The following is a 21,474-nucleotide window of genomic DNA, read 5'->3' as shown; positions in this document are numbered from 1 at the left end:
GGGGGGGCGGGCCCTGAGCCGATCGGGGGATGAGTAAGGGAACGGTAAAGCGGTGTCGTTCGTTCTCCCGGCATGACAGCTATGACCCCTGGCTCGAACATCCCCCTCCCGGCCGCGCGCGTGACGGTGGACGTCTCCGCTCCGGTGCGGCTCGACGTGTCGGGCCTGCTGCTCACCGGCGACGGCAAGGTGCGCTCCGACGACGACTTCATCTTCTACAACCAGCCCACGGGGCCGGGCGTGACGTACCGGTCGGGCGGCGGTACGGCGCCGGACGCGGTCACGGTCGACACGGCCGCCGTACCGCCGGAGATCGAGAAGATCGTCGTCACGGCCAGCCCGGACGCGGCCGGCCAGACCTTCCAGGGCATCGAGCCGACGGCCACGATCCGGGACGCCGACGGCGGCGCCGTGCTGGCGACGTTCACGCCGCCGCAGCTCGGCGGTGAGACCGCGCTGGTGGTCGTGGAGATCTACCGCCGGGGCGGCCAGTGGAAGGCGCGGGCCGTCGGACAGGGGTACGCCGACGGGCTCGCGGGCATCGCGACCGACTTCGGAGTGACGGTCGAGGAGCCGGCCGCGGCCCCGGCCGCGCCGACCGCCCCGCCCCAGCCGGCCGCCGCCCCCGCCGCCCCGCCGCAGCCGGTGACCCCGCCGCCCGCTCCCGCGCCCGGCGCCGGGAAGATCAACCTGGACAAGGGCCGGGTCAGCCTGCAGAAGAACCAGACCGTGTCCCTCATCAAGGGCGGCCGGCCCCTGCTCTCCCAGGTGCGGATGGGCCTCGGCTGGGAGCCGGCGTTCCGCGGCAAGGACATCGACCTGGACGCCTCGGTCATCGCCTACGGCCCGCAGCGCAACCACATCGACAGCTGCTACTTCGGCAAGCTCACGATCCTGAACGGCGCGATCCGGCACTCCGGGGACAACCTGACCGGCGAGGGCGGGGGCGACGACGAGGTCATCACGGTCGATCTGGGCCGGCTGCCGCAGGAGGTCACCGGGCTGGTCTTCACCGTGAACTCGTTCTCCGGACAGAAGTTCACCGAGGTCGCCAAGGCGTACTGCCGGCTGGTCGACGCCTTCTCGGGCGAGGAGCTGGTCCGCTTCGACCTCACCGGCGCGGAGCCCCAGACCGGCGTCATGATGGCCAAGCTCGTCCGCCAGTTCTCCGGCGAGTGGGACATGACGGCGATGGGCGAGTTCGTGAAGGCCCGCACCGTACGGAACATGGTGGATCCGGGGGCTCGCGCCCTGTAGTCCGGCGGGGAGCCCGGGCTGTGCCGGGGACTCGCTGTCGTCCTGACGGCGGTCCCCCGGCCACCGCTCCGCCCCGGCCGGGCAACCAGCACCTCAGCCGGCCCGCAGCCCTTCCGTCAGCAGCCCCAGGTAGCGCCGGATCTCCCGCTCCCCCACTCCGGCCAGCTCCGCCGCCGAGGCCACTCCATGGGCCAGGCGCAGCACCTCGATCGGTTCCACGTCCCGCCGCAGCGCACCCTCCGCCTGTGCCGCCTCCACGAGCCGGGTCACCGCACTCTTCACCACGGTCCCGCACGCCGTCAGCGCCGCCGCGCTGCTGTGCTCCGTCACCGCCGAGCTGAGCAGGGCCTTCATCCCCCGCACCTGAAGGGTGCGGACCGCCAGCTCGTACAGCCACTCCATGAGCGCCTCGCCCGGCGGCCGTTCCTCCGCCAGCTCGTCGGCGCGCGCCCCGAGCGCCTCGATCCGGTCGACGTACGCCGCCTCCAGCAGCGCCTGCCGGGTCGGGAAGTGCCGGTAGAGCGTGCCGGAGCCGACGCCCGCCCGCTTGGCGATGTCGTCGAGTGACGCGTTCTCCCCGTGCTCGGCGAAGGCTTCGGCCGCGACCTTCAGCAGCCGCTCGTAGTTGCGCCGAGCGTCCGCGCGCATGGGCCTGCCCTGCGTCATCCACTCACTCCTTGCAAACCGGGGACTCTCTCCGTATCTTATCGAGCACTAAACGGAGACAGTCCCCGCTTACCGTAGTAGTGCTTCGCGGGCAGCTCACCCCTGCCCGGACATCCGCGTGCCCGGGGACGCACAGACCGGGAGACCGCCATGTCCACCCCGTCCACCCCGTCCGAACCCATCGCCTCGCCGGCCACCGAAGCCTCCGCCGGGACCGCGCCACCGGCGCGGCTCGGCACCACGCTCCTCGTCATCGTCACCGCCTACCTGATGGTCGGCGTCGACTCCACCGTCGTCAACGTGGCGCTGCCGGACATCCAACGCGGCCTGCACTTCAGCCGCACCGGCCTGTCCTGGGTCCTCAACGCCTACACCCTCGCCTTCGGCGGCCTGCTGCTGCTCGGCGGACGGGTCGGTGACCTCCTCGGCCGCCGCCGCACCCTCACCGCGGGCGTCCTGCTGTTCGCCCTGTCCTCCCTGCTCGGCGGCCTCGCCGCCGACGGCGCCTGGCTGCTCGTCGCCCGCGCGTCACAAGGTCTGGGCGCCGCCCTGATCGCCCCGAGCACCCTGGCCCTGATCACCACCGGCTTCCCCGAGGGCCCGCGCCGGCACCGCGCGCTGAGCGTCTACTCCGCCATGGCCGGCGTCGGCGGCTCCGTCGGCCTGGTCCTCGGCGGCATGCTCACCTCGTGGGCCTCGTGGGCCTCGTGGCGCTGGGCGCTGCTCGTCAACGTCCCCATCGGCCTCGCCCTGGCCCTCGCCCTGCCCCGGTTCGTCCCCGAGACCCCGCGCCACACAGGCCGGTTCGACCTGCCCGGCGCGCTGACCGGGACGGCCGGGACGACCTCGCTGGTGTACGCGTTCATCCGGGTCTCGCAGGGCGGCTGGGGCGACACCCGGGCGCTGCTCGGCTTCGCCGCTGCGGCCGTCCTGCTCGCCGGCTTCCTGCTGGTGGAGTCCCGCGCGGACCAACCGGTGCTGCCGCTGCGCCTGTTCGCCGACCGCGACCGGGCCGGCGGGTACGCGAGCATCCTGCTGCTGCCCGCGGGGATGTTCGGCGCCTTCTACTTCCTCACCCTGTTCGGCCAGCAGGTGCTGGGCTACAGCCCGTTGCGCGCGGGCTTCGCGTTCCTGCCGATGACCCTGGTGATGTTCACGACCGTGCGGCTGGTGCCCCGGCTGCTGGCCCGGTTCGGCACCAAGCCGGTGCTGCTGACCGGCATGTCCCTGGCCGCGCTCGGCAGCGGCTGGCTGGCCCGGCTGGAGCCCGGGGACGGCTACGCGGCCGGGCTGCTCGGCCCGCTGCTCCTGGTGGGCCTGGGCGTCGGCCTGAGCTTCATGCCGCTCAACGCGACGATCCTGGCCGCCGTCACCCCCAGGGACGCGGGCGCGGCCTCGGGGCTGCTCCAGACCCTGCAGTGGCTGGGCGGCACGGTCGGCCTGGCCGTCCTGGTCACGGTGTACGGCACGGCCACCCGGCACACCACCGGCTCACCCGGCGCCGTCCTCACCCACGGCGCCGCCCACGCCTTCGCCGCCGGCGCCCTGATCACCCTGGCCGGCCTGCTGCTCGCGGCGACGGTCCTGACCGGCCGGCGCGAGCCGGTGAAGTGACCGAGGCCCGCACGCCACAGCGTGTGTGACGCGGCGCCCGAAGAGGCGTGGCTCGTTCCCACGGCCACCGTACGGGGATCACCCTCGGAGGCGGCAGCGGGAACGAGCCGGCGCGTCAGTCACCGAGCGGGGCTCAGTCGCACTTCTGGCGCTTCCAGGGGCCGGTGATGGCGAGCATGATGCCGGGCGTCTGGATGTTGGCGAAGAGGGTCTTGCCGTCAGGCGAGAAGGTGACGCCGGTGAACTCGCTGTACTCCGGCGCCTCGGCGGTGCCGATGTTCAGCTCGTTGCGGGCGATCGGGTAGGTCCGGCCGCTGTCGGTGGCGCCGAACAGGTGCTGGACGCCCTCGCCGTCCTCGGCGATGACCAGGCCGCCGTACGGGGAGACGGTGATGTTGTCGGGGCCGTCGAAGGCGCCGTCCTTCGCCGGGTCCGGGTTCACGCCGAGCAGCACCTTCAGCGTCAGCGTGCGGCGCTTGGGGTCGTAGAACCAGACCTGGCCGTCGTGCTGGACCGGGCTCTCCTGGCGGGCGTAGGAGGAGACGACGTAGACGCCGCCGTCGCCCCACCACATGCCCTCCAGCTTGCGGGCGCGGGTGACCTGGCCGTCGGTGAACTGCTTGCGCACCGAGACGGTCCTGGCGTCACGGTCGGGGACGTCCACCCAGTCGACGCCGTACACGGTGCCGATCTTCGTGGCACGGGACAGGTCGTCCACGAACTTGCCGCCGGAGTCGAAGCACTTGAACGCCTGGAGCACGCCCGCGTCGTCGGCGAGGGTGCGCAGCTTGCCCCGGCCGTGACGGAAGCCCTCCGGCGGGGTCCAGCGGTAGAACAGGCCGTTGGGGCCGGAGGCGTCCTCGGTGAGGTAGACGTGCCCGCGCTTGGGGTCGACCACGACGGCCTCGTGGGCGTAGCGGCCCAGGGCCTTGACGGGCTTGGGGTCGCGGTTGGCCCGGCGGTCCTCCGGGTCGACCTCGAAGACGTAGCCGTGGTCCTTGGTGAAGCCGTTCTTGCCGGCCTTGTCCTCGGTCTCCTCGCAGGTCAGCCAGGTGCCCCAGGGGGTGCTGCCACCGGCGCAGTTGGTGGCGGTGCCGGCGATGCCCACCCACTCGGCGACCTCGCCGCCGCGGCGGACCTCGACGACGGTGCAGCCGCCGGCCGCCGCCGGGTCGTAGACCAGGCCCTCGGTGAGCGGCACCGGGTACGGCCACTGGGAGCGGGCGCCGGCCAGCTCGTGGTTGTTGACGAGGAGGGTGGTGCCACGGGGGCCCTCGAAGGTGGCCGTGCCGTCGTGGTTGGACGGGGTGAACTCGCCGGACTCCAGCTTGGTCCTGCCGCTGTAGGTGATGATCTTGTACGAGAAGCCGGCGGGCAGGGCGAGGATGCCCTTGGGGTCGGCGATCAGCGGGCCGTAGCCGACGCCGTGGTGGTGGCCCCCGTGCGCGGACTCGGCCTCGGCGCTCTCGGTGTCCGTGGCGGCGAGGGCGTTCGGCGCGGTGGCGAGGGCGCCGACGCTGCCCGCCAGGGCGACCCCGGCACCGGTGATCGCGGATTTTCTGGCGAAGTCCCTGCGGGTGAGCGACATGGTGTCTCCTGTGACGACGGTGGTAGTGCCGTGGAGGGTGGGGGGCCTCGGTTCGGCGCACACGCTCCCGCCCACTTGTGAACGCGAGTTGAACGCCGGGCTACTTCACCGGTCCTTGTTCAAGAATCCGTACGCACCACCCCATCGCCAGCAAAAGGCACCGGTCGGGCCGCCGACCGGGCGCGTCCTCAACTCCCCTGCTGCGAACGCGCCTTGAACGCAGCCTTCCGCGCCTGCTTGGCCACCTTCTTGTCCGGGTGCAGCCGCCCCATCGCGTCCAGGACCTCGGCGGTGTCGGGGTGCTCCACCCGCCAGGCCGCCGTGAAGAACCCGCTGTGCTGGGCGGCCAGCCCCTCCACGAGGGCCTGGAGTTCCTCGGAGTTGCCCTCGGCCGCGAGCTGTGCGGCCAGTGTGTCGACGGTCAGCCAGAACACCATGTCCTCGGACGGCGCCGGCACTCCGGCGGCGCCCCGTTCGCTCAGCCACACCCGGGCCAGCCCGCCCAGCTCGGGGTCGTCCAGCACCTCGCGCAGCGCGGGCTCGGCCTCGGCGCCGACCAGCGACAGGGCCTGCTGGCAGCGGAGCCTGCGCAACGGGGCCCCGGCGTCCGCGCCGCGTGCCGCCGCCAGCAACTCCCGTGCGGCAGCGAGGGGTTCGCGGCGGGCCAGCCACTGCTCGGTCTCGGCCCGGGCGGCGGACTGGCCGAACCGGGCGGTGCCGTCGAGCAGGACGTCCGCGCCCTTGTCGGCCAGGTCACCGACGGCGGGCGCCTCGAACCCGGCCTCCAGCAGCCGCGCCCGCAGCCCGTACGCGCCGAGCGGGGTGAGGCGGACCATGCCGTAGCGGGCGACGTCGGTGTCGTCCACGGTCGCCGCGGGTTCCTCGTCGGTGTCGGCCATCAGCGCCTCGTCCACCGGCCGGTAGTCCACGAGTCCGACCGGCTCCAGCACCCGGAACTGGTCGTCCAGCCGCATCATCGCGTCGGAGATCTGCTCCAGGACGTCGTTGGTGGGCTCGCCCATGCCGTCGGGCACGATCACGGAGGCGGCGAGCGCGGGCAGCGGGACGGTGGCGTCGCCGGGGCCGTCCTCACTGACGGTCAGCAGGTAGAGGTTGCCCAGGACGCCGTCGAGGAACTCCGCCTCGGCCTCGGGGTCCCAGCCGAGTGACGAGAAATCGACCTCGCCGCCCTCGTCCAGCGCGTCGACCAGGTCGTCCAGGTCGGGGACGGTCGCGTCGGCGATGACGGTCTCCAGTGCGGCCAGCCACACGGTGAGCACGTCCCGCGGGGAGCCGCCGGTGAGCAGCTCCAGCTCCTCGCCGGCCCGGACGGTGCCGGCCTCCTCGTCCACGATCTCGACCAGACCGGCGTCCACGGCGACCCGCCAGGCCTCGCTCGCGTACGCGGCGGCGTCGTCCCCGGTCAGTCCGAGCAGTTCGACGGCGGCCGGCAACTGCTCCTCGACCAGCCCGCCGCCGGCGTCGACGCGGGTGCCGGGGCCGGCCCAGCGGGCGAGGCGGGCCGCCCTGGAGAGCAACGGCGTGGACAGCGCGGCGCGCGCCAGCTCCGCTTCGGGATGCAGCCGTACGGGCGGCAGGGGGGAGCTGTCTGACATCGGCTGGTTCTCCTCGGACCGTGAACGGGCTCAGCCGCTCAGCCTAGACGGATTTCCACCCATGCCGCCCGGTTCATCTCACCGTAAGCGGCCGGACATGGCCGAAACCTTGACAACTCCCAGGGGCAGGCAGGAGATTGACGCGCGTAGAAGTTGGGGGGACAACTGTTCACTCGGCTCTACGCGTGTCACAGAGGGCCACGACCTCGACACGCTCCCGTTCCACCCTCGTCCCGGCGCATCGTCACGTCCCCGGAGGGATCCCTTGCCGAGCAGGTCTTCCGCGCGCCTCGCCGCGCTCACCGTCGCCACCGTCTGCAGCGCGGCGGCGGTCAGCCAGATAGTCGCCCTCCCCACGCCCGCGCACGCCGACTCGGTGCGCGTGCACGACATCCAGGGCACGACCCGGATATCCCCGTTCGCCGGTCAGAAGGTGACGGACGTGCCCGGCATCGTCACGGCCACGCGCACGTACGGCTCCTCCAGGGGCTTCTGGCTCCAGGACCCGACCCCGGACGACAACCCGGCCACCAGCGAGGGCGTGTTCGTCTTCACCAGCTCCACGCCGAAGGTGGCGGTCGGTGACGCGGTGAAGGTGACCGGCACGGTCTCCGAGTACGTCCCGGGCGGCACCTCCTCCGGCAACCAGTCGCTGACGGAGATCACCAAGCCGGTGATCACCACCGTCTCCACGGGCAACGCGGTCCCGGCGCCGGTCGTCGTCGACGAGGACACGGTGCCGGACGCGTACGCGCCCACCGGCGACGCCGCCGCGGCCAACTCGATCAACGGCCTCCCCCTGGACCCGTCCGCGTACGCGCTGGACCACTACGAGTCCCTGGAGGGCATGAACGTCCAGGTCGCCGACGCCCGCGTGGTCACCGCGACCGACCCGTACAGCGAGCTGTGGGTCACCGTGAAGCCGTGGGAGCACCGCAGCCGCCGCGGCGGCACGGTGTACGGCTCCTACGACTCCCAGAACACCGGCCGGCTCCAGATCCAGTCGCTGGGCTCGACCGCCGACTTCCCGAAGGCGAACGTCGGCGACACCCTGGAGGGCACCACCACCGGCCCGCTGGACTTCAACCAGTACGGCGGCTACACCCTCGTCGCGAGCGAGCTCGGCACGCTGAAGAGCGCCGGTCTGGAGCGCGAGACGACACGGAAGCAGTCGGGCCGCGAGCTGGCGGTGGCGACCTACAACGTCGAGAACCTCGACCCGTCGGACGCCACCTTCGACCAGCACGCCTTCGCGATCGTGCACAACCTCCAGTCGCCGGACATCGTGTCCCTGGAGGAGATCCAGGACAACAACGGCGCCAAGGACGACGGCACGGTCGACGCGGACCAGACCGTGACCAAGCTGATCGACGCGATCGTGGCGGCGGGCGGCCCCCGGTACGACTGGCGCTCGGTCAACCCGGTCAACGACCAGGACGGCGGTGAGCCCGGCGGCAACATCCGCCAGGTGTTCCTGTTCAACCCCGAGCGGGTCTCCTTCGTGGACCGCGCGGGCGGCGACCCGACCACCGCCGTCGGCGTCACCAAGGTGCACGGCAAGGCGCAGCTGACGGTCTCCCCGGGCCGGATCGACCCCGCGAACGCGGCCTGGAGCAACAGCCGCAAGCCGCTCGCGGGCGAGTTCGTCTTCCGCGGCAGGACCGTCTTCGTGATCGCCAACCACCTCAACTCCAAGGGCGGCGACCAGGGCCTCACCGCGCAGTACCAGCCGCCGGTGCGCAGCTCGGAGATCCAGCGGCACGCCCAGGCGACCGAGGTGAACGCGTTCGTCAAGGACATCCTGTCCGCGCAGAAGAACGCGGACGTCATCGCGCTCGGCGACATGAACGACTTCGAGTTCTCCGGGACCGCGCGGATCCTGGAGGGCGACGGCGAGCTGTGGTCGGCGATCAAGTCGCTGCCGAAGAGCGAGCGTTACACCTATGACTACCAGGGCAACCAGCAGGTCCTGGACCAGATCCTGATCAGCCCGGCGATCCGCCGCGGCTGCGACTTCGAGTACGACAGCGTGCACATCAACTCGGAGTTCAACGACCAGATCAGCGACCACGACCCGCAGGTGCTGCGGTTCCGTCCGTGACAGAACGGCGGGACCGGCCCGGGTTCACGCCCGGGCGATCCCGCCGTCCCGTGCTCACCGGCAGCGGCCCGGTGACAGAGGCCCACTGGCAGCGGCCAGGCGGCAGGGGCTCACCGGCAGCAGCTCAGCGGCAGCAGCTCAGTGGCAGGGGCTCACTGGCATCGGTCGATGCGGCGCCAGAGCACGGCCGCGCCGACGACGGCGGCGCCCGCCGCGCCGATGATCAGCGCCGGCCGGGGGTGCCGCATCGCGGCGCTCAGGGCGGACCGCACCGGGCCCGGCACCCGCGCGTCGTGCTCCATGGTGTGGCCGGCGTGGGCCGCCCGGTCCCGCAGGGCGTGCCGGCTGTGCCCGGCCCGTTCCTGCACCAGGTGCCCGGCCTTGGTCATCCGTTCCTGCGCGGTGTGGCCGGCGCGCGCGGCGCGGTCCTGCACCAGGTGGCCCGCCTTGGCCGCCCGGTCCTGCACCCCGTGCCCCGCCTGGGCGGCGCCGGCGCGCAGCTGGACGGTCATGGCGCCGGCCTTGTCCCTCAGGTCGGCGGCGCGCGCCCGGGCCCGGCCCTTCACATCGGCCCGGTCCACCAGCTGGGCGACGGTGTCGCCGAGCTGGCTCCGGGTGTGTTCGATCTGCCGCCGCAGCTCGTCGGGGCCCTTGGCGCCCGAGCCGTGCGGGTTCCTGTGCGTCATCGGTGTGCCCTTTCCCTGATGGCGTCGACGTCCGCCCTGACACTGCCGAGGGTCTTCTCGGGCGTGGGCGGGGCGGCGCGGCGCAGCTGGGCGCGGCCGGTCGCGGCCAGCAGGCCGGCGACGGCGAAGAACACCGCTGCCACGATCAGCGCCGCCGCCCACACGGGCAGTGCCAGGGAGAGGGCGGCGGTGGCCGCTCCGGCCAGGGTGATCAGTCCGACGTAGCCGACGGCGCCGGCGGCGCCCAGCAGGCCGCCGCCGCGTCCGGCCCGGCGTCCTTTCTCGGCCAGTTCCTCCTTGGCGAGGGCGACCTCCTGGCGCAACAGCCGGGAGAGCTGTTCGGTGGCCCGGCCGACGAGTTCGCCCGTGGAGGGGTGCCCGTCGGCCGCGGGCCGGGTGTGCGGGGTCACGGTCACGGTGTTCCGCCTCCTCTCAGTGCGGAACCTCCGGGTACCCGGGCCGAAGGTCGTTAGCCCTGCGCGGTGCCGCCGGGCCCGCGTTCCCCGAGACGCGCGAGTTGGGACTGGAACCAGTCCAGGCGTGCCTGCAACAGGGCCGCCTCGGCCACGAGTTCGGGTACGCCCGGCTCGCCGCCCGCTGCCAATCCGGCGGCCGCGCGGGCCGTGCCGCCGCCGCCCGCGATCACCCGGAGCCCGTGTCCGGCCAGCCGGGCGAACCCCGCGAGCGTGACCGACGCGCGACCGCGCACGCAGCCCGCGCAGACGGGTGCCATGACCCGCCAGCCCGGCCGGCCCCAGCCGGCGTCGGCCAGCGCGACGGCACGGGCGCCGCAGCCGCAGGGACCGGCCGTGGCCGTGCGCACGCGCTGCCGGGCGTAGCGGAAGCCGCGTTCGAAGCGGATGTAGGCGCCGAGGACGGAGACCTCCAGCAGGACGGCCGCGCGGTGGTCGGCGGTGCACAGCAGCGCCTCGGCCGCCGCCCGGTCGTGCACGCAGTGGAAACCGCAGTCGCACCGGCGCGCGGGCGGGCGGTGCCGGAAGCCGTAGACGCAGGAGGCGTCGTCCAGCACGCCGTACGGCAGCGCGCCGCCGAGCGACACACCCGTGAACCCGGCCCGGGTGCCGTCCTGGGACAGCACCGGGTGGGCGATCTTGTAGCCGGTCGGCGGCTCCGTCGGGCGTTCCGCCGGGAGCCGCAGCCTCATCGGGCGGCCGGGACCTCTTCGCGGGCCGGCCCGGCCGGTTCGGCCGCGTCCGTGCGGACGGTCTCCTCGGGGCCGACCTGCGGTTTCTCCTCCTGGACCAGCGGCCGCTCCTCCGCGATCCCGGTGGCCAGTACCTTGCCGAGCTTCATGGCGCCTCCCATGACGGACGTCGGTGACCCTCCGGCCATAGTGACCCATGAGGTGCCGAGTTGGACACAGGGCCTCCGCCCGGGCTCGCAAGTTATTAGCAACTCTTACTGATACCTGGTAGCAGAATTAAGTAGAGCTTCACGGACGTGCTGCCGAGACTACTCCCATGACGAGTACCCGTGGGCCCGCTCCCTTCGGCCGCACCCTCTGCGCCATGATCACGCCGTTCACCGAGGAGGGCGCCCTCGACCTGGACGGCGCCCGGCGGCTGGCCGCGCACCTGGTGGCGCGGGGCTGCGACGGCCTGGTCCTCAACGGCACCACCGGCGAGTCGCCGACCACCACCGACGAGGAGAAGGCGCGGCTGGTCGCGGCCGTGCGGGAGGCGGTCGGCGACCGGGCCGCGCTGGTCGCGGGCGTGGGCACGTCCGACACCCGGCACACGGTGGAGCTGGCGCTGGCGGCCGGGAAGGCGGGCGCCGACGGTGTCCTGGTGGTGACGCCGTACTACAGCCGGCCCCCGCAGGAGGCCGTGGCCGCCCACTTCCTCCAGGTCGCCGACGCGAGCGACCTGCCGGTGATGCTCTACGACATCCCGGGCCGCACGGGCACCCGGATCGAGCCCGACACGATGATCCGCCTCGCGGACCACCCCCGGATCGTGGCCGTCAAGGACTGCTCCTACGACTTCCTCGGCACCCTGAAGGTGCTGGAGCGCACGGAGTTGGCGTACTACGCGGGCTGCGACGAGCACGTACTGGCGCTGTACGCGGTCGGGGCGGCGGGCTGTGTGAGCACGGTCGCGAACGCCGTACCGGACCGGGTCGCCGCGATCCTGGCCGCGTTCGACGCCGGCGACACCGCCCGCGCGGCCGGACTCCAGCGGGCCGTCACTCCGTTGACCGAGGCGATGATGGGCGCGGGTCTGCCCGGCACGGTCACCGCGAAGGCCCTCCTGGCCCGCCTCGGTCTGCCCGCGGGCCCGGTCCGCGCACCGCTGCTGCCCGCCGACCGGGAGACGGCCGACGGGCTGCTGACGGCGTACGAGGCGCTCTGCGCGGGCTGATCCGCGCGGGGAACCGCGCGACCAGCCACGACGGGCCGCAGACCCTCACACCACATCGCGGCACCACCCACATGACCGAGCGCCCCCCACACCACGGTGGAGGGCGCTCGGCCGGACGGGATGCGTCAGTTGTGGCTGTGCAGGATGTCGTTCAGGCCGCCCCAGACCGCGTTGTTCGGGCGGGCCTCGACCGTTCCGGTGACCGAGTTGCGGCGGAACAGGATGTTGGAGGCGCCGTTCAGCTCGCGGGCCTTGACGATCTGGCCGTCGGGCATGGTGATGCGGGTGCCCGCGGTGATGTACAGGCCGGCCTCGACCACGCACTCGTCGCCGAGCGCGATGCCGACGCCCGCCTCGGCGCCGACCAGGCAGCGCTCGCCGATGGAGATGATCACGTTGCCGCCACCGGACAGGGTGCCCATGGTGGAGGCGCCGCCGCCGATGTCCGAGCCGTCGCCGACCACGACACCCGCGGAGATCCGGCCCTCGACCATGGAGGTGCCGAGGGTGCCGGCGTTGAAGTTGACGAAGCCCTCGTGCATGACCGTGGTGCCCGCCGCGAGGTGCGCGCCGAGGCGGACCCGGTCGGCGTCGGCGATGCGCACGCCCTTCGGGGCGACGTAGTCCGTCATGCGCGGGAACTTGTCGATCGAGGTCACCTGGAGGTGCAGGCCCTCGGCACGGGCGTTCAGGCGCACCTTCTCGATGTCGTCCACGGCGACCGGGCCGAGCGAGGTCCAGGCGACGTTGGCGAGGTGGCCGAAGATGCCGTCCAGGTTCTGGCCGTGCGGCTTGACCAGGCGGTGCGAGAGCAGGTGCAGGCGCAGGTAGACGTCGTGGGCGTCGACCGGCTTCTCGTCCAGCGAGGCGATGACCGTGCGGACCGCGACCACCTCGACGCCCCGGCGGGCGTCCGGGCCGGTCGCCGCGGTCGCGCCGCCGCCCAGCAGCTGGGCCGCCTGCTCGGCGGTCAGCCGCTCGGTGCCGGCCGGACCCGGCTCCTCGACCAGCTCGGGGGCCGGGAACCAGGTGTCGAGAACGGTGCCGTCGGAGGCGATCGTGGCGAGGCCGGCGGCGACGGCGCCGGTGGTACGGGTTGCAGACTCGGTCATGGGAGAAAACCTAACGTGGGCGGGGTGGTGAGGGCGAACCGCGTCTCACGTGCCGGGCGCGGGTTCAGGGGATCAGCCGGGCCAGCGTGGCGCGCGCGTCCTCCTCGTCGTAGGAACCGCCCGTCAGCAGCACCTGGAGGCAGATGCCGTCCATCAGCGCGAGCAGGGCCCGCGCGGTGACCGGGTCGGTGCGGCGGGCCAGCAGCGCGGCCCCCCGCTCGGTCCACTCGGCGGCGACGGGACGCAGCGCGGGACGGCGCAGCGCGGCCAGGTACAGCTCGTACTCCAGTTCCACGCCGGTGCGCTCGCCCGCCAGCCACTCCCCGAGCGCCCGGGCGAGATCCGCGGCGAGGTCGCCGTCGCCGCCGCCCTCCGGCAGCAGCTCGGCCAGCACCCGGCCGAACCCCTCGTTCGCCTGCCTCAGCGCGGCCACCAGCAGCTCTTCGAGGGTGGCGAAGTGGTACGTCGTGGAGCCGAGCGGTACGTCCGCCTCGGCGGCGACCGTACGGTGGCTCAGCCCGGCGATGCCGTCCCGGCCGACCACCCGGATGGCCGCGTCGATGATCCGCTGCCGGCGCCCGGGGTCGTGGCGGCGCGGCATCAGTGCGCCGCCCCGCCCAGGTTGAGCACCACCACTCCCCCGATGATCAGCACGATGCCGGCGAGCTTCGTCAGGCTCAGCCCCTCGCCGAACAGCAGCAGACCGAGGACGGCGATGGTCGCGGTGCCCACGCCGGACCAGATGGCGTACGCCGTACCGATCTGGACGGTCTTCAGCGTCTGGGCGAGCAGCGCGAACGAGACGACGTACCCCAGAGCGGTCACGAGCGAGGGCCAGAACCGGCTGAATCCCTCGCTGTACTTCATCGCCGTCGTGGCGGCGACCTCCGCGGCGATGGCGCCGGAGAGCAGCAGATACCCCATGTGTACGAGCGTACGGATCGATGCGTACGCCCGTACACGACGAGAAAGTTTCATTTTCATGGAAACCGCTCACTGAAACGGCCCGCGGCCGGCTTCCGCCTCCACTACTGTGCGGGCCCGTGCCCGCAAACACCCCCCGCGCCCGAAGACTCCGGCCGGCCGCCGCACTGGCCCTGGCAACCGTGGCCGCCTGCGTGACCGCCCTGTCCATGAACGACGAGCCGGCGGAACGGAGAGCCGCCACCGCGCCCATCACCCCGCCGGACGACGGCCCCGGTCTGCTCTCCTTCGCCACCCCGTCCACCCCACCGGCCTCCGCGAAGAACGAGCCGGACGAGCCGTCACAGCCACCCTCTTCCCCCAGCGCTCCCGAGTCCTCCGCCCAACCGAAGCAGGTTCCCGCCAAGTCCCCCGCGCCCTCGGCGAGTTCACGGGAGCCGGTGGAGCACGGGACCTCCGTCCGCTCCGTCAACCACCCCGACCGCTCCTGGCACCTCAGCGCCGGCCTGGTGAGGCTCGACCCCGTCGGCTCGGCCGCGGACCGCCGCGCCGCCACCTTCACGCGCGTCAAGGGCCTTGCCGACGCCCGGTGCTGGTCCTTCACCACGGCCGACGGCAGCTACCTCCGCCACCGCGACTTCCTGCTCCGCGCCGAACCCGCCGACGGCTCGCCCCTGTTCCGGCAGGACGCCACGTTCTGCCCCCGCGCCTCCGCCTTCACCGGCGCCGTCATGCTGGAGTCGGTCAACTACCCCGGCCGCTTCCTGCGCCACCAGAACTTCCAGCTCCGACTGGACCCGTACCAGAACACGGACCTCTACCGCGCGGACTCGGCGTTCCGGTTGGTGGACGGGCTCGCCTGAGCCCCGCAACCCGAGCATGCGAAAGGGGCCGTGGCACATGGCCACGGCCCCTGTCACAGGCGGTGCGTCAGACGTTGAACCCGAGCGCCCGGAGCTGCTCGCGGCCGTCGTCCGTGATCTTGTCGGGGCCCCACGGCGGCATCCAGACCCAGTTGATGCGGAGTTCGTTGACGAGGCCGTCCGTGGCGGACTTGGCCTGGTCCTCGATGACGTCCGTCAGCGGGCAGGCCGCCGAGGTCAGGGTCATGTCGACCGTGGCCACGTTGGAGTCGTCGATGTGGATGCCGTAGATCAGGCCGAGGTTGACGACGTCGATGCCCAGCTCGGGGTCGACCACGTCCATCAGGGCCTCGCGGAGTTCTTCCTCCGAGACCGGCTTCATCTCTGCGGTGTCGGTCATGCCGTCTTCCTTTCGGCGTCGGCGCCACCCAGCGCCTGGGCCGTCGCGTCCTTCCACGCCATCCAGCTCAGGAGGGCGCACTTGACCCGCGCGGGGTACTTGGAGACACCGGCGAACGCGACCGCGTCCTCCAGCACCTCCTCCATCGCGTCATCGGGCTCGATCTTGCCCTTGGACTGCATCAGCTCCAGGAAGGTCTCCTGGATCTTCCGCGCCTCGGCCAGGTCCTTGCCGACGAGGAGCTCGTTGAGCACGGAGGCGCTCGCCTGACTGATCGAGCAGCCCTGGCCCTCGTACGAGACGTCCTCGATCTTCGTGCCGTCGTACTTCACGCGCAGGGTGATCTCGTCGCCGCAGGTCGGGTTCACATGGTGTACCTCGGCGTCGCCGTCCCGGAGACCACGCCCGTGCGGGTTCTTGTAGTGGTCCAGGATGACGTCCTGGTACATCGAATCCAGCTTCACGGTGTCGACACGCCTCTCAGCCGAAGAAGTTCCGTACGTGCTCCAGGCCGTCGACCAGAGCGTCGATCTCGGCCGGCGAGGAGTACAGGTAGAACGACGCTCGCGTGGTCGCAGGAATTCCGTAGCGGAGGCAGACCGGACGGGCGCAGTGGTGGCCGACCCGGACCGCGATGCCCTGTTCGTCCAGGACCTGGCCCACGTCGTGCGGGTGGATGTCCCCGAGCGTGAAGGAGATCGCCGCCCCGCGGTCCTCGGCCGTCGTCGGGCCGATGATCCTCAGGTCGGGAACCTCCGCCAGGCGCCGCACCGCGTACTCCGTCAGCGCGTGCTCATGGGCGAGGATCTTGTCCATGCCGATCGACTGGAGGTAGTCGATCGCCGCGCCGAGGCCGACCGCCTGGGCGATCGGGGGCGTGCCCGCCTCGAACTTGTGCGGGGCGGGGGCGTACGTCGAGGAGTGCATCGAGACCGTCTCGATCATCTCGCCGCCGCCGAGGAACGGAGGCAGGTCCTCCAGCAGCTCCTGGCGGCCCCAGAGGACGCCGATGCCGGTCGGGCCGCACATCTTGTGGCCGGTGAAGGCCACGAAGTCGGCCTGCAGGGCCTGCACGTCCAGCGGCATGTGCGGGGCGGCCTGGGAGGCGTCGATGCAGACGAGCGCGCCGACCTCCTGGGCGCGGCGGATTATCGTCTCGACCGGGTTGACCGTGCCCAGGATGTTGGACACCAGCACGAAGGAGACGATCTTCGTCTTCTCGGTGATGATCTCGTCGATGTTCGACAGGTCGAGCCGGCCGTCGTCCGTGAGGCCGAACCACTTCAGCTTCGCGCCCGTGCGCTGCGCGAGCAGCTGCCACGGCACGATGTTGGAGTGGTGCTCCATCTCCGTGATGACGATCTCGGTCTCGTGGTCCACCCGGTAGGGCTCGTCGGCCCAGCCCAGCATGTTCGCCACGAGGTTCAGCGACTCGGAGGCGTTCTTGGTGAAGATCACCTCGTCGCGGCTCGGCGCGTTGATGAACGCGGCGACCTTGTCGCGCGCGCCCTCGTACAGCGCCGTGGCCTCCTCGGCGAGCACATGCACACCGCGGTGGACGTTGGCGTTGTAGCGCTCGTAGTACTCGCTCAGGGCGTCCAGCACCTGGCGCGGCTTCTGCGAGGTCGCCGCGTTGTCCAGGTACACGAGCTTCTTGCCGTCGTGGACGACTCGGTCCAGAACGGGGAAGTCCTTGCGGATCGCCTCGACGTCGAGGAGGCCCGGCAGCTGTGTCACGCGGATGCGCCACCCTTCACGTATGCCTCGTAGCCCTCGTTCTCCAGCTTGTCCGCGAGCTCCGGGCCGCCGGACTCGACGATGCGGCCGCCGGCGAACACGTGGACGTGGTCGGGCTTGATGTAGCGCAGGATGCGCGTGTAGTGCGTGATCAGCAGGGTGCCGACCTCGCCGCTCTCGCGGACGCGGTTGACGCCCTCGGAGACGATGCGCAGCGCGTCGACGTCCAGGCCGGAGTCGGTCTCGTCCAGGATCGCGACCTTCGGCTTGAGCAGCTCCAGCTGGAGGATCTCGTGGCGCTTCTTCTCGCCGCCGGAGAAGCCCTCGTTGACGTTGCGCTCGGCGAAGGACGGGTCCATGTTGAGGCGCTCCATGGCCTCCTTGACCTCCTTCACCCAGGTGCGCAGCTTGGGGGCCTCGCCGCGGATGGCGGTGGCGGAGGTGCGCAGGAAGTTGGAGACCGAGACGCCGGGGACCTCGACCGGGTACTGCATCGCCAGGAACAGGCCCGCGCGGGCGCGCTCGTCGACGGACATCTCCAGGACGTCCTCGCCGTCCAGGGTGACGGTGCCGCCGGTGATCGTGTACTTCGGGTGACCCGCGAGGGAGTAGGCGAGGGTCGACTTGCCGGAGCCGTTGGGGCCCATGATGGCGTGCGTCTCGCCCTGCTTCACGGTGAGGTCGACGCCCTTGAGGATCTCCTTCGTGGCGTTGTCGGCCTCGACGGTGACGTGCAGGTCTCGGATTTCAAGCGTTGCCATGGGTGCCTCAGGACTCCTGGGTGAGGGAGACGAGAACGTCGTCCCCTTCGATCTTTACGGGGTATACGGGGACGGGGCGCGTCGCGGGGAGGCCGGACGGCTTGCCGGTGCGCAGGTCGAAGCTGGAGCCGTGCAGCCAGCACTCGATCTGGCAGTCCTCCACCTCGCCCTCGGAGAGGGAGACGTTCGCGTGCGAGCAGATGTCGTGGATCGCGAACACCTCGCCCTCGGTCTTCACGACCGAGACCGGCGTGCCGTCGAGTTCCACCCGCTTCGGGGTGTCCTCCTCCAGCTCGCTCAGCCCACAGGCGCGTACGAACGACGACGTCATGCGACCGAAGCCTCCAGCTCTTCCTCGATCTTGGCGAGCAGGCGCTCCTCGATGTCGGAGACACCGATCTGCTGGACCAGCTCGGCGAAGAAGCCGCGGACCACGAGGCGGCGGGCCTCGTGCTCCGGGATGCCGCGGGCCATCAGGTAGAAGAGCTGCTCGTCGTCGAAGCGGCCGGTGGCGGAGGCGTGCCCGGCGCCGACGATCTCGCCGGTCTCGATCTCCAGGTTCGGCACCGAGTCGACGCGCGCGCCGTCCGTGAGGACCAGGTTGCGGTTCATCTCGTAGGTGTCCGTGCCCTCGGCCTTGGCCTCGATGAGCACGTCACCGATCCAGACCGCGTGCGCGTCGTCGCCCTGGAGGGCGCCCTTGTAGACGACGTTCGACTTGCAGTGCGGGGTGTTGTGGGTGACCAGCAGGCGGTGCTCCTGGTGCTGCCCGGCGTCGGTGAAGTACAGGCCGAACAGCTCTGCCTCGCCGCCGGGGCCGGCGTACTCCACGCGCGGGTGCAGCCGGACCACGTCACCGCCGAAGGTCACGACCACGGACTTGAAGGAGGCGTCCCGGCCGACCAGCGCGTTGTGCTGGGCGACGTGGACGGCCTTGTCGTCCCAGTCCTGGACGGAGACGACGGTCAGCTTGGCACCGTCCCCGAGGACGTAGTCGACGTTGGCGGCGAGCACCGCGTCACCCGTGTGGTCGATGACCACGACGGCCTCGGCGAAGGCGCCCAGCTCGATCACCTGGTGGCCGAAGGCGGTACCGCCCTCGCCGTGCACGGCGATCCGGATCGGCTCGGTGAGCACCGTCTCCTTGGGGACGGTGACCACGCCGGCCTTCTCGAACGCCGAGTACGCCTGGGCGGCGACGCGGTCCACCGGGGTGCCCGCCCTGCCGAGCCGCGCGTCGTCGCGACCGACGGTCTCGACGGCGACGCCCTCGGGGGCCTGGACGGTGACCTTCACGCCCCCGCCGTTCGCGACGGCGGTGCCGTCGTGCAGCCCCCGCAGGCGCTCCAGCGGGGTGAACCGCCACTCCTCCTCACGGCCGTGCGGGACCGGGAAGTCCGCGACGTCGAAGGACGGGGGCGCGCTCATGCGCGAGACGACGGTCGACTCCGCGGCGACCGCGATCGAGCCCGCGGTGGTCGACCCCACGGGGATGTTCTGGGCCTCAGCCATGGCTGTCGTAATGCTCGCTTTCTTGCGTAAGTGGCTTGATGGGGCGGCGGACCGGTGGTTAACCGACCGCGCCCTCCATCTGCAGCTCGATCAGCCGGTTGAGCTCCAGCGCGTACTCCATGGGCAGTTCCTTGGCGATCGGCTCGACGAAGCCGCGCACGATCATCGCCATCGCCTCGTCCTCGGAGAGGCCGCGGCTCATCAGGTAGAAGAGCTGGTCCTCGGAGACCTTGGAGACGGTGGCCTCGTGGCCCATGGACACGTCGTCCTCGCGGACGTCGACGTACGGGTACGTGTCCGACCGGGAGATCGTGTCGACCAGCAGCGCGTCGCACAGCACGTTCGACTTCGACCCGGCGGCGCCCTCGCCGATCTCGATCAGGCCGCGGTAGGACGTACGACCGCCACCGCGCGCGACCGACTTCGAGACGATGTTGGACGACGTGTTCGGCGCCATGTGCACCATCTTGGCGCCCGCGTCCTGGTGCTGGCCCTCGCCCGCGAAGGCGATGGACAGGGTCTCGCCCTTGGCGTGCTCGCCCATCAGGTAGACGGCCGGGTACTTCATCGTCACCTTGGAGCCGATGTTGCCGTCGATCCACTCCATGGTCGCGCCCTCGTAGGCGACGGCGCGCTTGGTGACCAGGTTGTAGACGTTGTTCGACCAGTTCTGGATGGTCGTGTAACGGCAGCGGGCGTTCTTCTTGACGATGATCTCGACCACCGCGGAGTGCAGCGAGTCCGACTTGTAGATCGGCGCGGTGCAGCCCTCGACGTAGTGGACGTAGGCACCCTCGTCGACGATGATCAAGGTCCGCTCGAACTGGCCCATGTTCTCCGTGTTGATGCGGAAGTAGGCCTGGAGCGGGATCTCGACGTGCACGCCCTTCGGCACGTAGATGAAGGAGCCGCCGGACCACACGGCGGTGTTCAGCGCGGCGAACTTGTTGTCGCCGGCCGGGATGACCGTGCCGAAGTACTCCTTGAAGAGCTCCGGGTGCTCCTTCAGCGCGGTGTCGGTGTCGAGGAAGATGACGCCCTGCTCCTCCAGGTCCTCGCGGATCTGGTGGTAGACGACCTCCGACTCGTACTGGGCGGCGACACCGGCGACGAGGCGCTGCTTCTCGGCCTCCGGGATGCCCAGCTTGTCGTAGGTGTTCTTGATGTCCTCGGGCAGGTCCTCCCAGGACTCCGCCTGCTTCTCCGTGGAGCGCACGAAGTACTTGATGTTGTCGAAGTCGATGCCCGAGAGGTCGGAGCCCCAGTTCGGCATCGGCTTCTTCTCGAAGAGCTTCAGGCCCTTCAGGCGCAGCTTGGTCATCCACTCCGGCTCGGACTTCTTGTCCGAGATGTCGCGGACGACGTCCTCGTTGAGGCCGCGCCTGGCGGAGGCACCGGCCACGTCGGAGTCGGCCCAGCCGTATTCGTACTTGCCCAGGCCCTCCAGCTCAGGGTGGGCAGTCTCCGTGGGGAGAGTCATGCGGGGTTCCTCCCGGCCGTGCTTGCAGGTGCGTCAGTGGAAATCTTGGGGATGAACGTCGTGCAGACGCCGTCGCCGTGCGCGATGGTCGCTAGTCGTTGGACGTGGGTGCCCAGCAGCTCGGCGAAGATCTCGGTCTCCGCCTCGCACAGCTGCGGGAACTGTTCCGCGACGTGGGCGACCGGGCAGTGGTGCTGGCAGAGCTGCTCGCCGACCGGTGCGCTGCGCGCCGTAGCAGCGTACCCGTCGGCGCTCAGGGCCTTGGCCAGCGCTTCGGCGCGTTTGTCGGGGCTCACGGCCTCGATCGCCTCGCGGTACGCGCTCGCCTGGGCGGCGATCCGGGCGCGGGCGAAGGCGGCGACCGCCTCGGGGCCGCCCCCCTGCTCGGCGATCCAGCGCAGCGCGTCCACGGCGAGCTTGTCGTACGACTGGTCGAAGGCGTCCCGGCCGCAGTCGGTGAGCGCGAAGACCTTCGCGGGGCGCCCGCGCGTGCGCGTGCCGTAGACCCGCTGCTCGCGGGCCTCGACGACGTCGTCGGCGACCAGCGCGTCGAGGTGACGCCGGACGGCCGCCTGGGTCAGTCCCAGCCGGCCGGCGAGTTCGGCGACGGTCGACGGCCCGTGGTCCAGGATGGAGCGCGCGACCCGGTTGCGCGTCGAGCGCTCACCGGTCGCTAGCTCCTCCTGAGGGGCCCCCGTGGGGGTCTCCCGAGCCTCGCCGACGTTTTTCACAACGCCATTGTTGCGTAATTCCGCGGAGCCTGACAAGCGCCGTCC

At 71.5% G+C, this 21,474-nt stretch carries 23 protein-coding genes; 5 read left to right on the top strand and 18 right to left on the bottom strand.

Features of this window, described 5'->3' with window-relative positions; genetic code table 11:
• Positions 1-81: 81 nt before the first annotated feature.
• Positions 82-1,257 (top strand): TerD family protein, encoded by a 1,176-nt coding sequence (locus C3492_RS19310; protein ID WP_103812976.1) that lies wholly within the window; start codon positions 82-84, stop codon positions 1,255-1,257.
• Between the two features lie 93 nt (positions 1,258-1,350).
• Here the strand turns inward: C3492_RS19310 and C3492_RS19305 are convergent, their stop codons facing one another.
• Positions 1,351-1,923: a TetR/AcrR family transcriptional regulator gene (locus C3492_RS19305; RefSeq protein ID WP_103812975.1), complete on the bottom strand. Its 573-nt coding sequence runs from the start codon at positions 1,921-1,923 to the stop codon at positions 1,351-1,353.
• A gap of 150 nt (positions 1,924-2,073) precedes the next feature.
• Between C3492_RS19305 and C3492_RS19300 the strand changes: the two genes are divergently transcribed.
• A complete protein-coding gene (locus tag C3492_RS19300; protein WP_103812974.1) occupies positions 2,074-3,537 on the top strand; it encodes an MFS transporter in 1,464 nt (487 codons plus the stop codon).
• Positions 3,538-3,670: 133 nt separating this feature from the next.
• Here C3492_RS19300 and C3492_RS19295 read toward each other — a convergent pair whose 3' ends face one another.
• Both C3492_RS19295 and C3492_RS19290 read right to left on the bottom strand, forming a co-directional pair.
• Entirely contained in the window at positions 3,671-5,125 is a 1,455-nt protein-coding gene (locus C3492_RS19295) for an alkaline phosphatase PhoX (RefSeq protein WP_103812973.1), read from the bottom strand.
• A 188-nt stretch (positions 5,126-5,313) separates the two neighbouring features.
• Positions 5,314-6,741, bottom strand: a complete 1,428-nt coding sequence (locus C3492_RS19290) for a hypothetical protein (protein WP_103812972.1) — start codon at positions 6,739-6,741, stop codon at positions 5,314-5,316.
• A 265-nt stretch (positions 6,742-7,006) separates the two neighbouring features.
• On the opposite strand from C3492_RS19290, the gene C3492_RS19285 reads away from it, so the two are divergent.
• On the top strand, positions 7,007-8,842 hold the full coding sequence (locus tag C3492_RS19285; protein WP_103812971.1) for an endonuclease/exonuclease/phosphatase family protein: 1,836 nt from the start codon (positions 7,007-7,009) through the stop codon (positions 8,840-8,842).
• A 152-nt stretch (positions 8,843-8,994) separates the two neighbouring features.
• Here the strand turns inward: C3492_RS19285 and C3492_RS19280 are convergent, their stop codons facing one another.
• Genes C3492_RS19280 through C3492_RS44675 form a run of 4 tightly spaced genes read right to left on the bottom strand, consistent with a single transcriptional unit; the run spans position 8,995 to position 10,842 of the window.
• Positions 8,995-9,528 (bottom strand): DUF3618 domain-containing protein, encoded by a 534-nt coding sequence (locus C3492_RS19280; protein WP_103812970.1) that lies wholly within the window; start codon positions 9,526-9,528, stop codon positions 8,995-8,997.
• Positions 9,525-9,944 (bottom strand): phage holin family protein, encoded by a 420-nt coding sequence (locus C3492_RS19275; protein ID WP_103812969.1) that lies wholly within the window; start codon positions 9,942-9,944, stop codon positions 9,525-9,527. The genes C3492_RS19280 and C3492_RS19275 overlap by 4 nt, the downstream gene beginning before the upstream one ends.
• Before the next feature lie 53 nt (positions 9,945-9,997).
• A complete protein-coding gene (locus tag C3492_RS19270; protein WP_103812968.1) occupies positions 9,998-10,693 on the bottom strand; it encodes a hypothetical protein in 696 nt (231 codons plus the stop codon).
• Entirely contained in the window at positions 10,690-10,842 is a 153-nt protein-coding gene (locus C3492_RS44675; protein WP_181140447.1) for a hypothetical protein, read from the bottom strand. Before C3492_RS44675 ends, C3492_RS19270 begins: the two co-directional genes overlap by 4 nt.
• Positions 10,843-11,009: 167 nt before the next feature.
• On the opposite strand from C3492_RS44675, the gene dapA reads away from it, so the two are divergent.
• Positions 11,010-11,909 (top strand): 4-hydroxy-tetrahydrodipicolinate synthase, encoded by a 900-nt coding sequence (dapA, locus tag C3492_RS19265; protein ID WP_103812967.1) that lies wholly within the window; start codon positions 11,010-11,012, stop codon positions 11,907-11,909.
• Positions 11,910-12,034: 125 nt separating this feature from the next.
• Here dapA and dapD read toward each other — a convergent pair whose 3' ends face one another.
• The 3 genes from dapD to C3492_RS19250 all read right to left on the bottom strand — a co-directional run bounded on the left by dapD (position 12,035) and on the right by C3492_RS19250 (position 13,945).
• On the bottom strand, positions 12,035-13,021 hold the full coding sequence (gene dapD, locus C3492_RS19260) for a 2,3,4,5-tetrahydropyridine-2,6-dicarboxylate N-succinyltransferase (RefSeq protein ID WP_103812966.1): 987 nt from the start codon (positions 13,019-13,021) through the stop codon (positions 12,035-12,037).
• Between the two features lie 64 nt (positions 13,022-13,085).
• On the bottom strand, positions 13,086-13,622 hold the full coding sequence (locus C3492_RS19255; RefSeq protein WP_103812965.1) for a TetR/AcrR family transcriptional regulator: 537 nt from the start codon (positions 13,620-13,622) through the stop codon (positions 13,086-13,088).
• Complete coding sequence (locus tag C3492_RS19250; protein ID WP_103812964.1) at positions 13,622-13,945, bottom strand: multidrug efflux SMR transporter; 324 nt, start codon at positions 13,943-13,945, stop codon at positions 13,622-13,624. Before C3492_RS19250 ends, C3492_RS19255 begins: the two co-directional genes overlap by 1 nt.
• A gap of 119 nt (positions 13,946-14,064) precedes the next feature.
• On the opposite strand from C3492_RS19250, the gene C3492_RS19245 reads away from it, so the two are divergent.
• The gene (locus tag C3492_RS19245) at positions 14,065-14,808 is read left to right on the top strand and encodes an AbfB domain-containing protein (RefSeq protein WP_258055765.1); all 744 of its coding nucleotides are present in this window, start codon (positions 14,065-14,067) and stop codon (positions 14,806-14,808) included.
• Positions 14,809-14,875: 67 nt separating this feature from the next.
• Here the strand turns inward: C3492_RS19245 and C3492_RS19240 are convergent, their stop codons facing one another.
• Genes C3492_RS19240 through C3492_RS19205 form a run of 8 tightly spaced genes read right to left on the bottom strand, consistent with a single transcriptional unit; the run spans position 14,876 to position 21,429 of the window.
• Positions 14,876-15,208, bottom strand: coding sequence for a metal-sulfur cluster assembly factor (locus C3492_RS19240; RefSeq protein ID WP_103812962.1), 333 nt, complete (start codon positions 15,206-15,208; stop codon positions 14,876-14,878).
• A complete protein-coding gene (gene sufU / locus C3492_RS19235) occupies positions 15,205-15,672 on the bottom strand; it encodes a Fe-S cluster assembly sulfur transfer protein SufU (protein ID WP_030642422.1) in 468 nt (155 codons plus the stop codon). The genes C3492_RS19240 and sufU overlap by 4 nt, the downstream gene beginning before the upstream one ends.
• A 16-nt stretch (positions 15,673-15,688) precedes the next feature.
• Positions 15,689-16,945, bottom strand: coding sequence for a cysteine desulfurase (locus C3492_RS19230; RefSeq protein WP_103812961.1), 1,257 nt, complete (start codon positions 16,943-16,945; stop codon positions 15,689-15,691).
• Positions 16,942-17,706, bottom strand: a complete 765-nt coding sequence (gene sufC / locus C3492_RS19225) for a Fe-S cluster assembly ATPase SufC (protein WP_014671977.1) — start codon at positions 17,704-17,706, stop codon at positions 16,942-16,944. Before sufC ends, C3492_RS19230 begins: the two co-directional genes overlap by 4 nt.
• A 7-nt stretch (positions 17,707-17,713) precedes the next feature.
• A complete protein-coding gene (locus C3492_RS19220) occupies positions 17,714-18,037 on the bottom strand; it encodes a non-heme iron oxygenase ferredoxin subunit (RefSeq protein WP_103812960.1) in 324 nt (107 codons plus the stop codon).
• The gene (sufD, locus tag C3492_RS19215; RefSeq protein ID WP_103812959.1) at positions 18,034-19,218 is read right to left on the bottom strand and encodes a Fe-S cluster assembly protein SufD; all 1,185 of its coding nucleotides are present in this window, start codon (positions 19,216-19,218) and stop codon (positions 18,034-18,036) included. The genes C3492_RS19220 and sufD overlap by 4 nt, the downstream gene beginning before the upstream one ends.
• Before the next feature lie 58 nt (positions 19,219-19,276).
• Positions 19,277-20,698, bottom strand: a complete 1,422-nt coding sequence (sufB, locus tag C3492_RS19210) for a Fe-S cluster assembly protein SufB (protein WP_058080090.1) — start codon at positions 20,696-20,698, stop codon at positions 19,277-19,279.
• Entirely contained in the window at positions 20,695-21,429 is a 735-nt protein-coding gene (locus C3492_RS19205; RefSeq protein ID WP_103812958.1) for a metalloregulator ArsR/SmtB family transcription factor, read from the bottom strand. The genes sufB and C3492_RS19205 overlap by 4 nt, the downstream gene beginning before the upstream one ends.
• Positions 21,430-21,474: the final 45 nt, after the last annotated feature.

Origin of the sequence: Streptomyces sp. Ru62 (genome assembly GCF_002920615.1) — a bacterium.
GTDB lineage: Bacteria > Actinomycetota > Actinomycetes > Streptomycetales > Streptomycetaceae > Streptomyces.
Note: the sequence above shows the minus strand (reverse complement) of the source record. Positions and strands in the feature narration are given on the sequence as shown.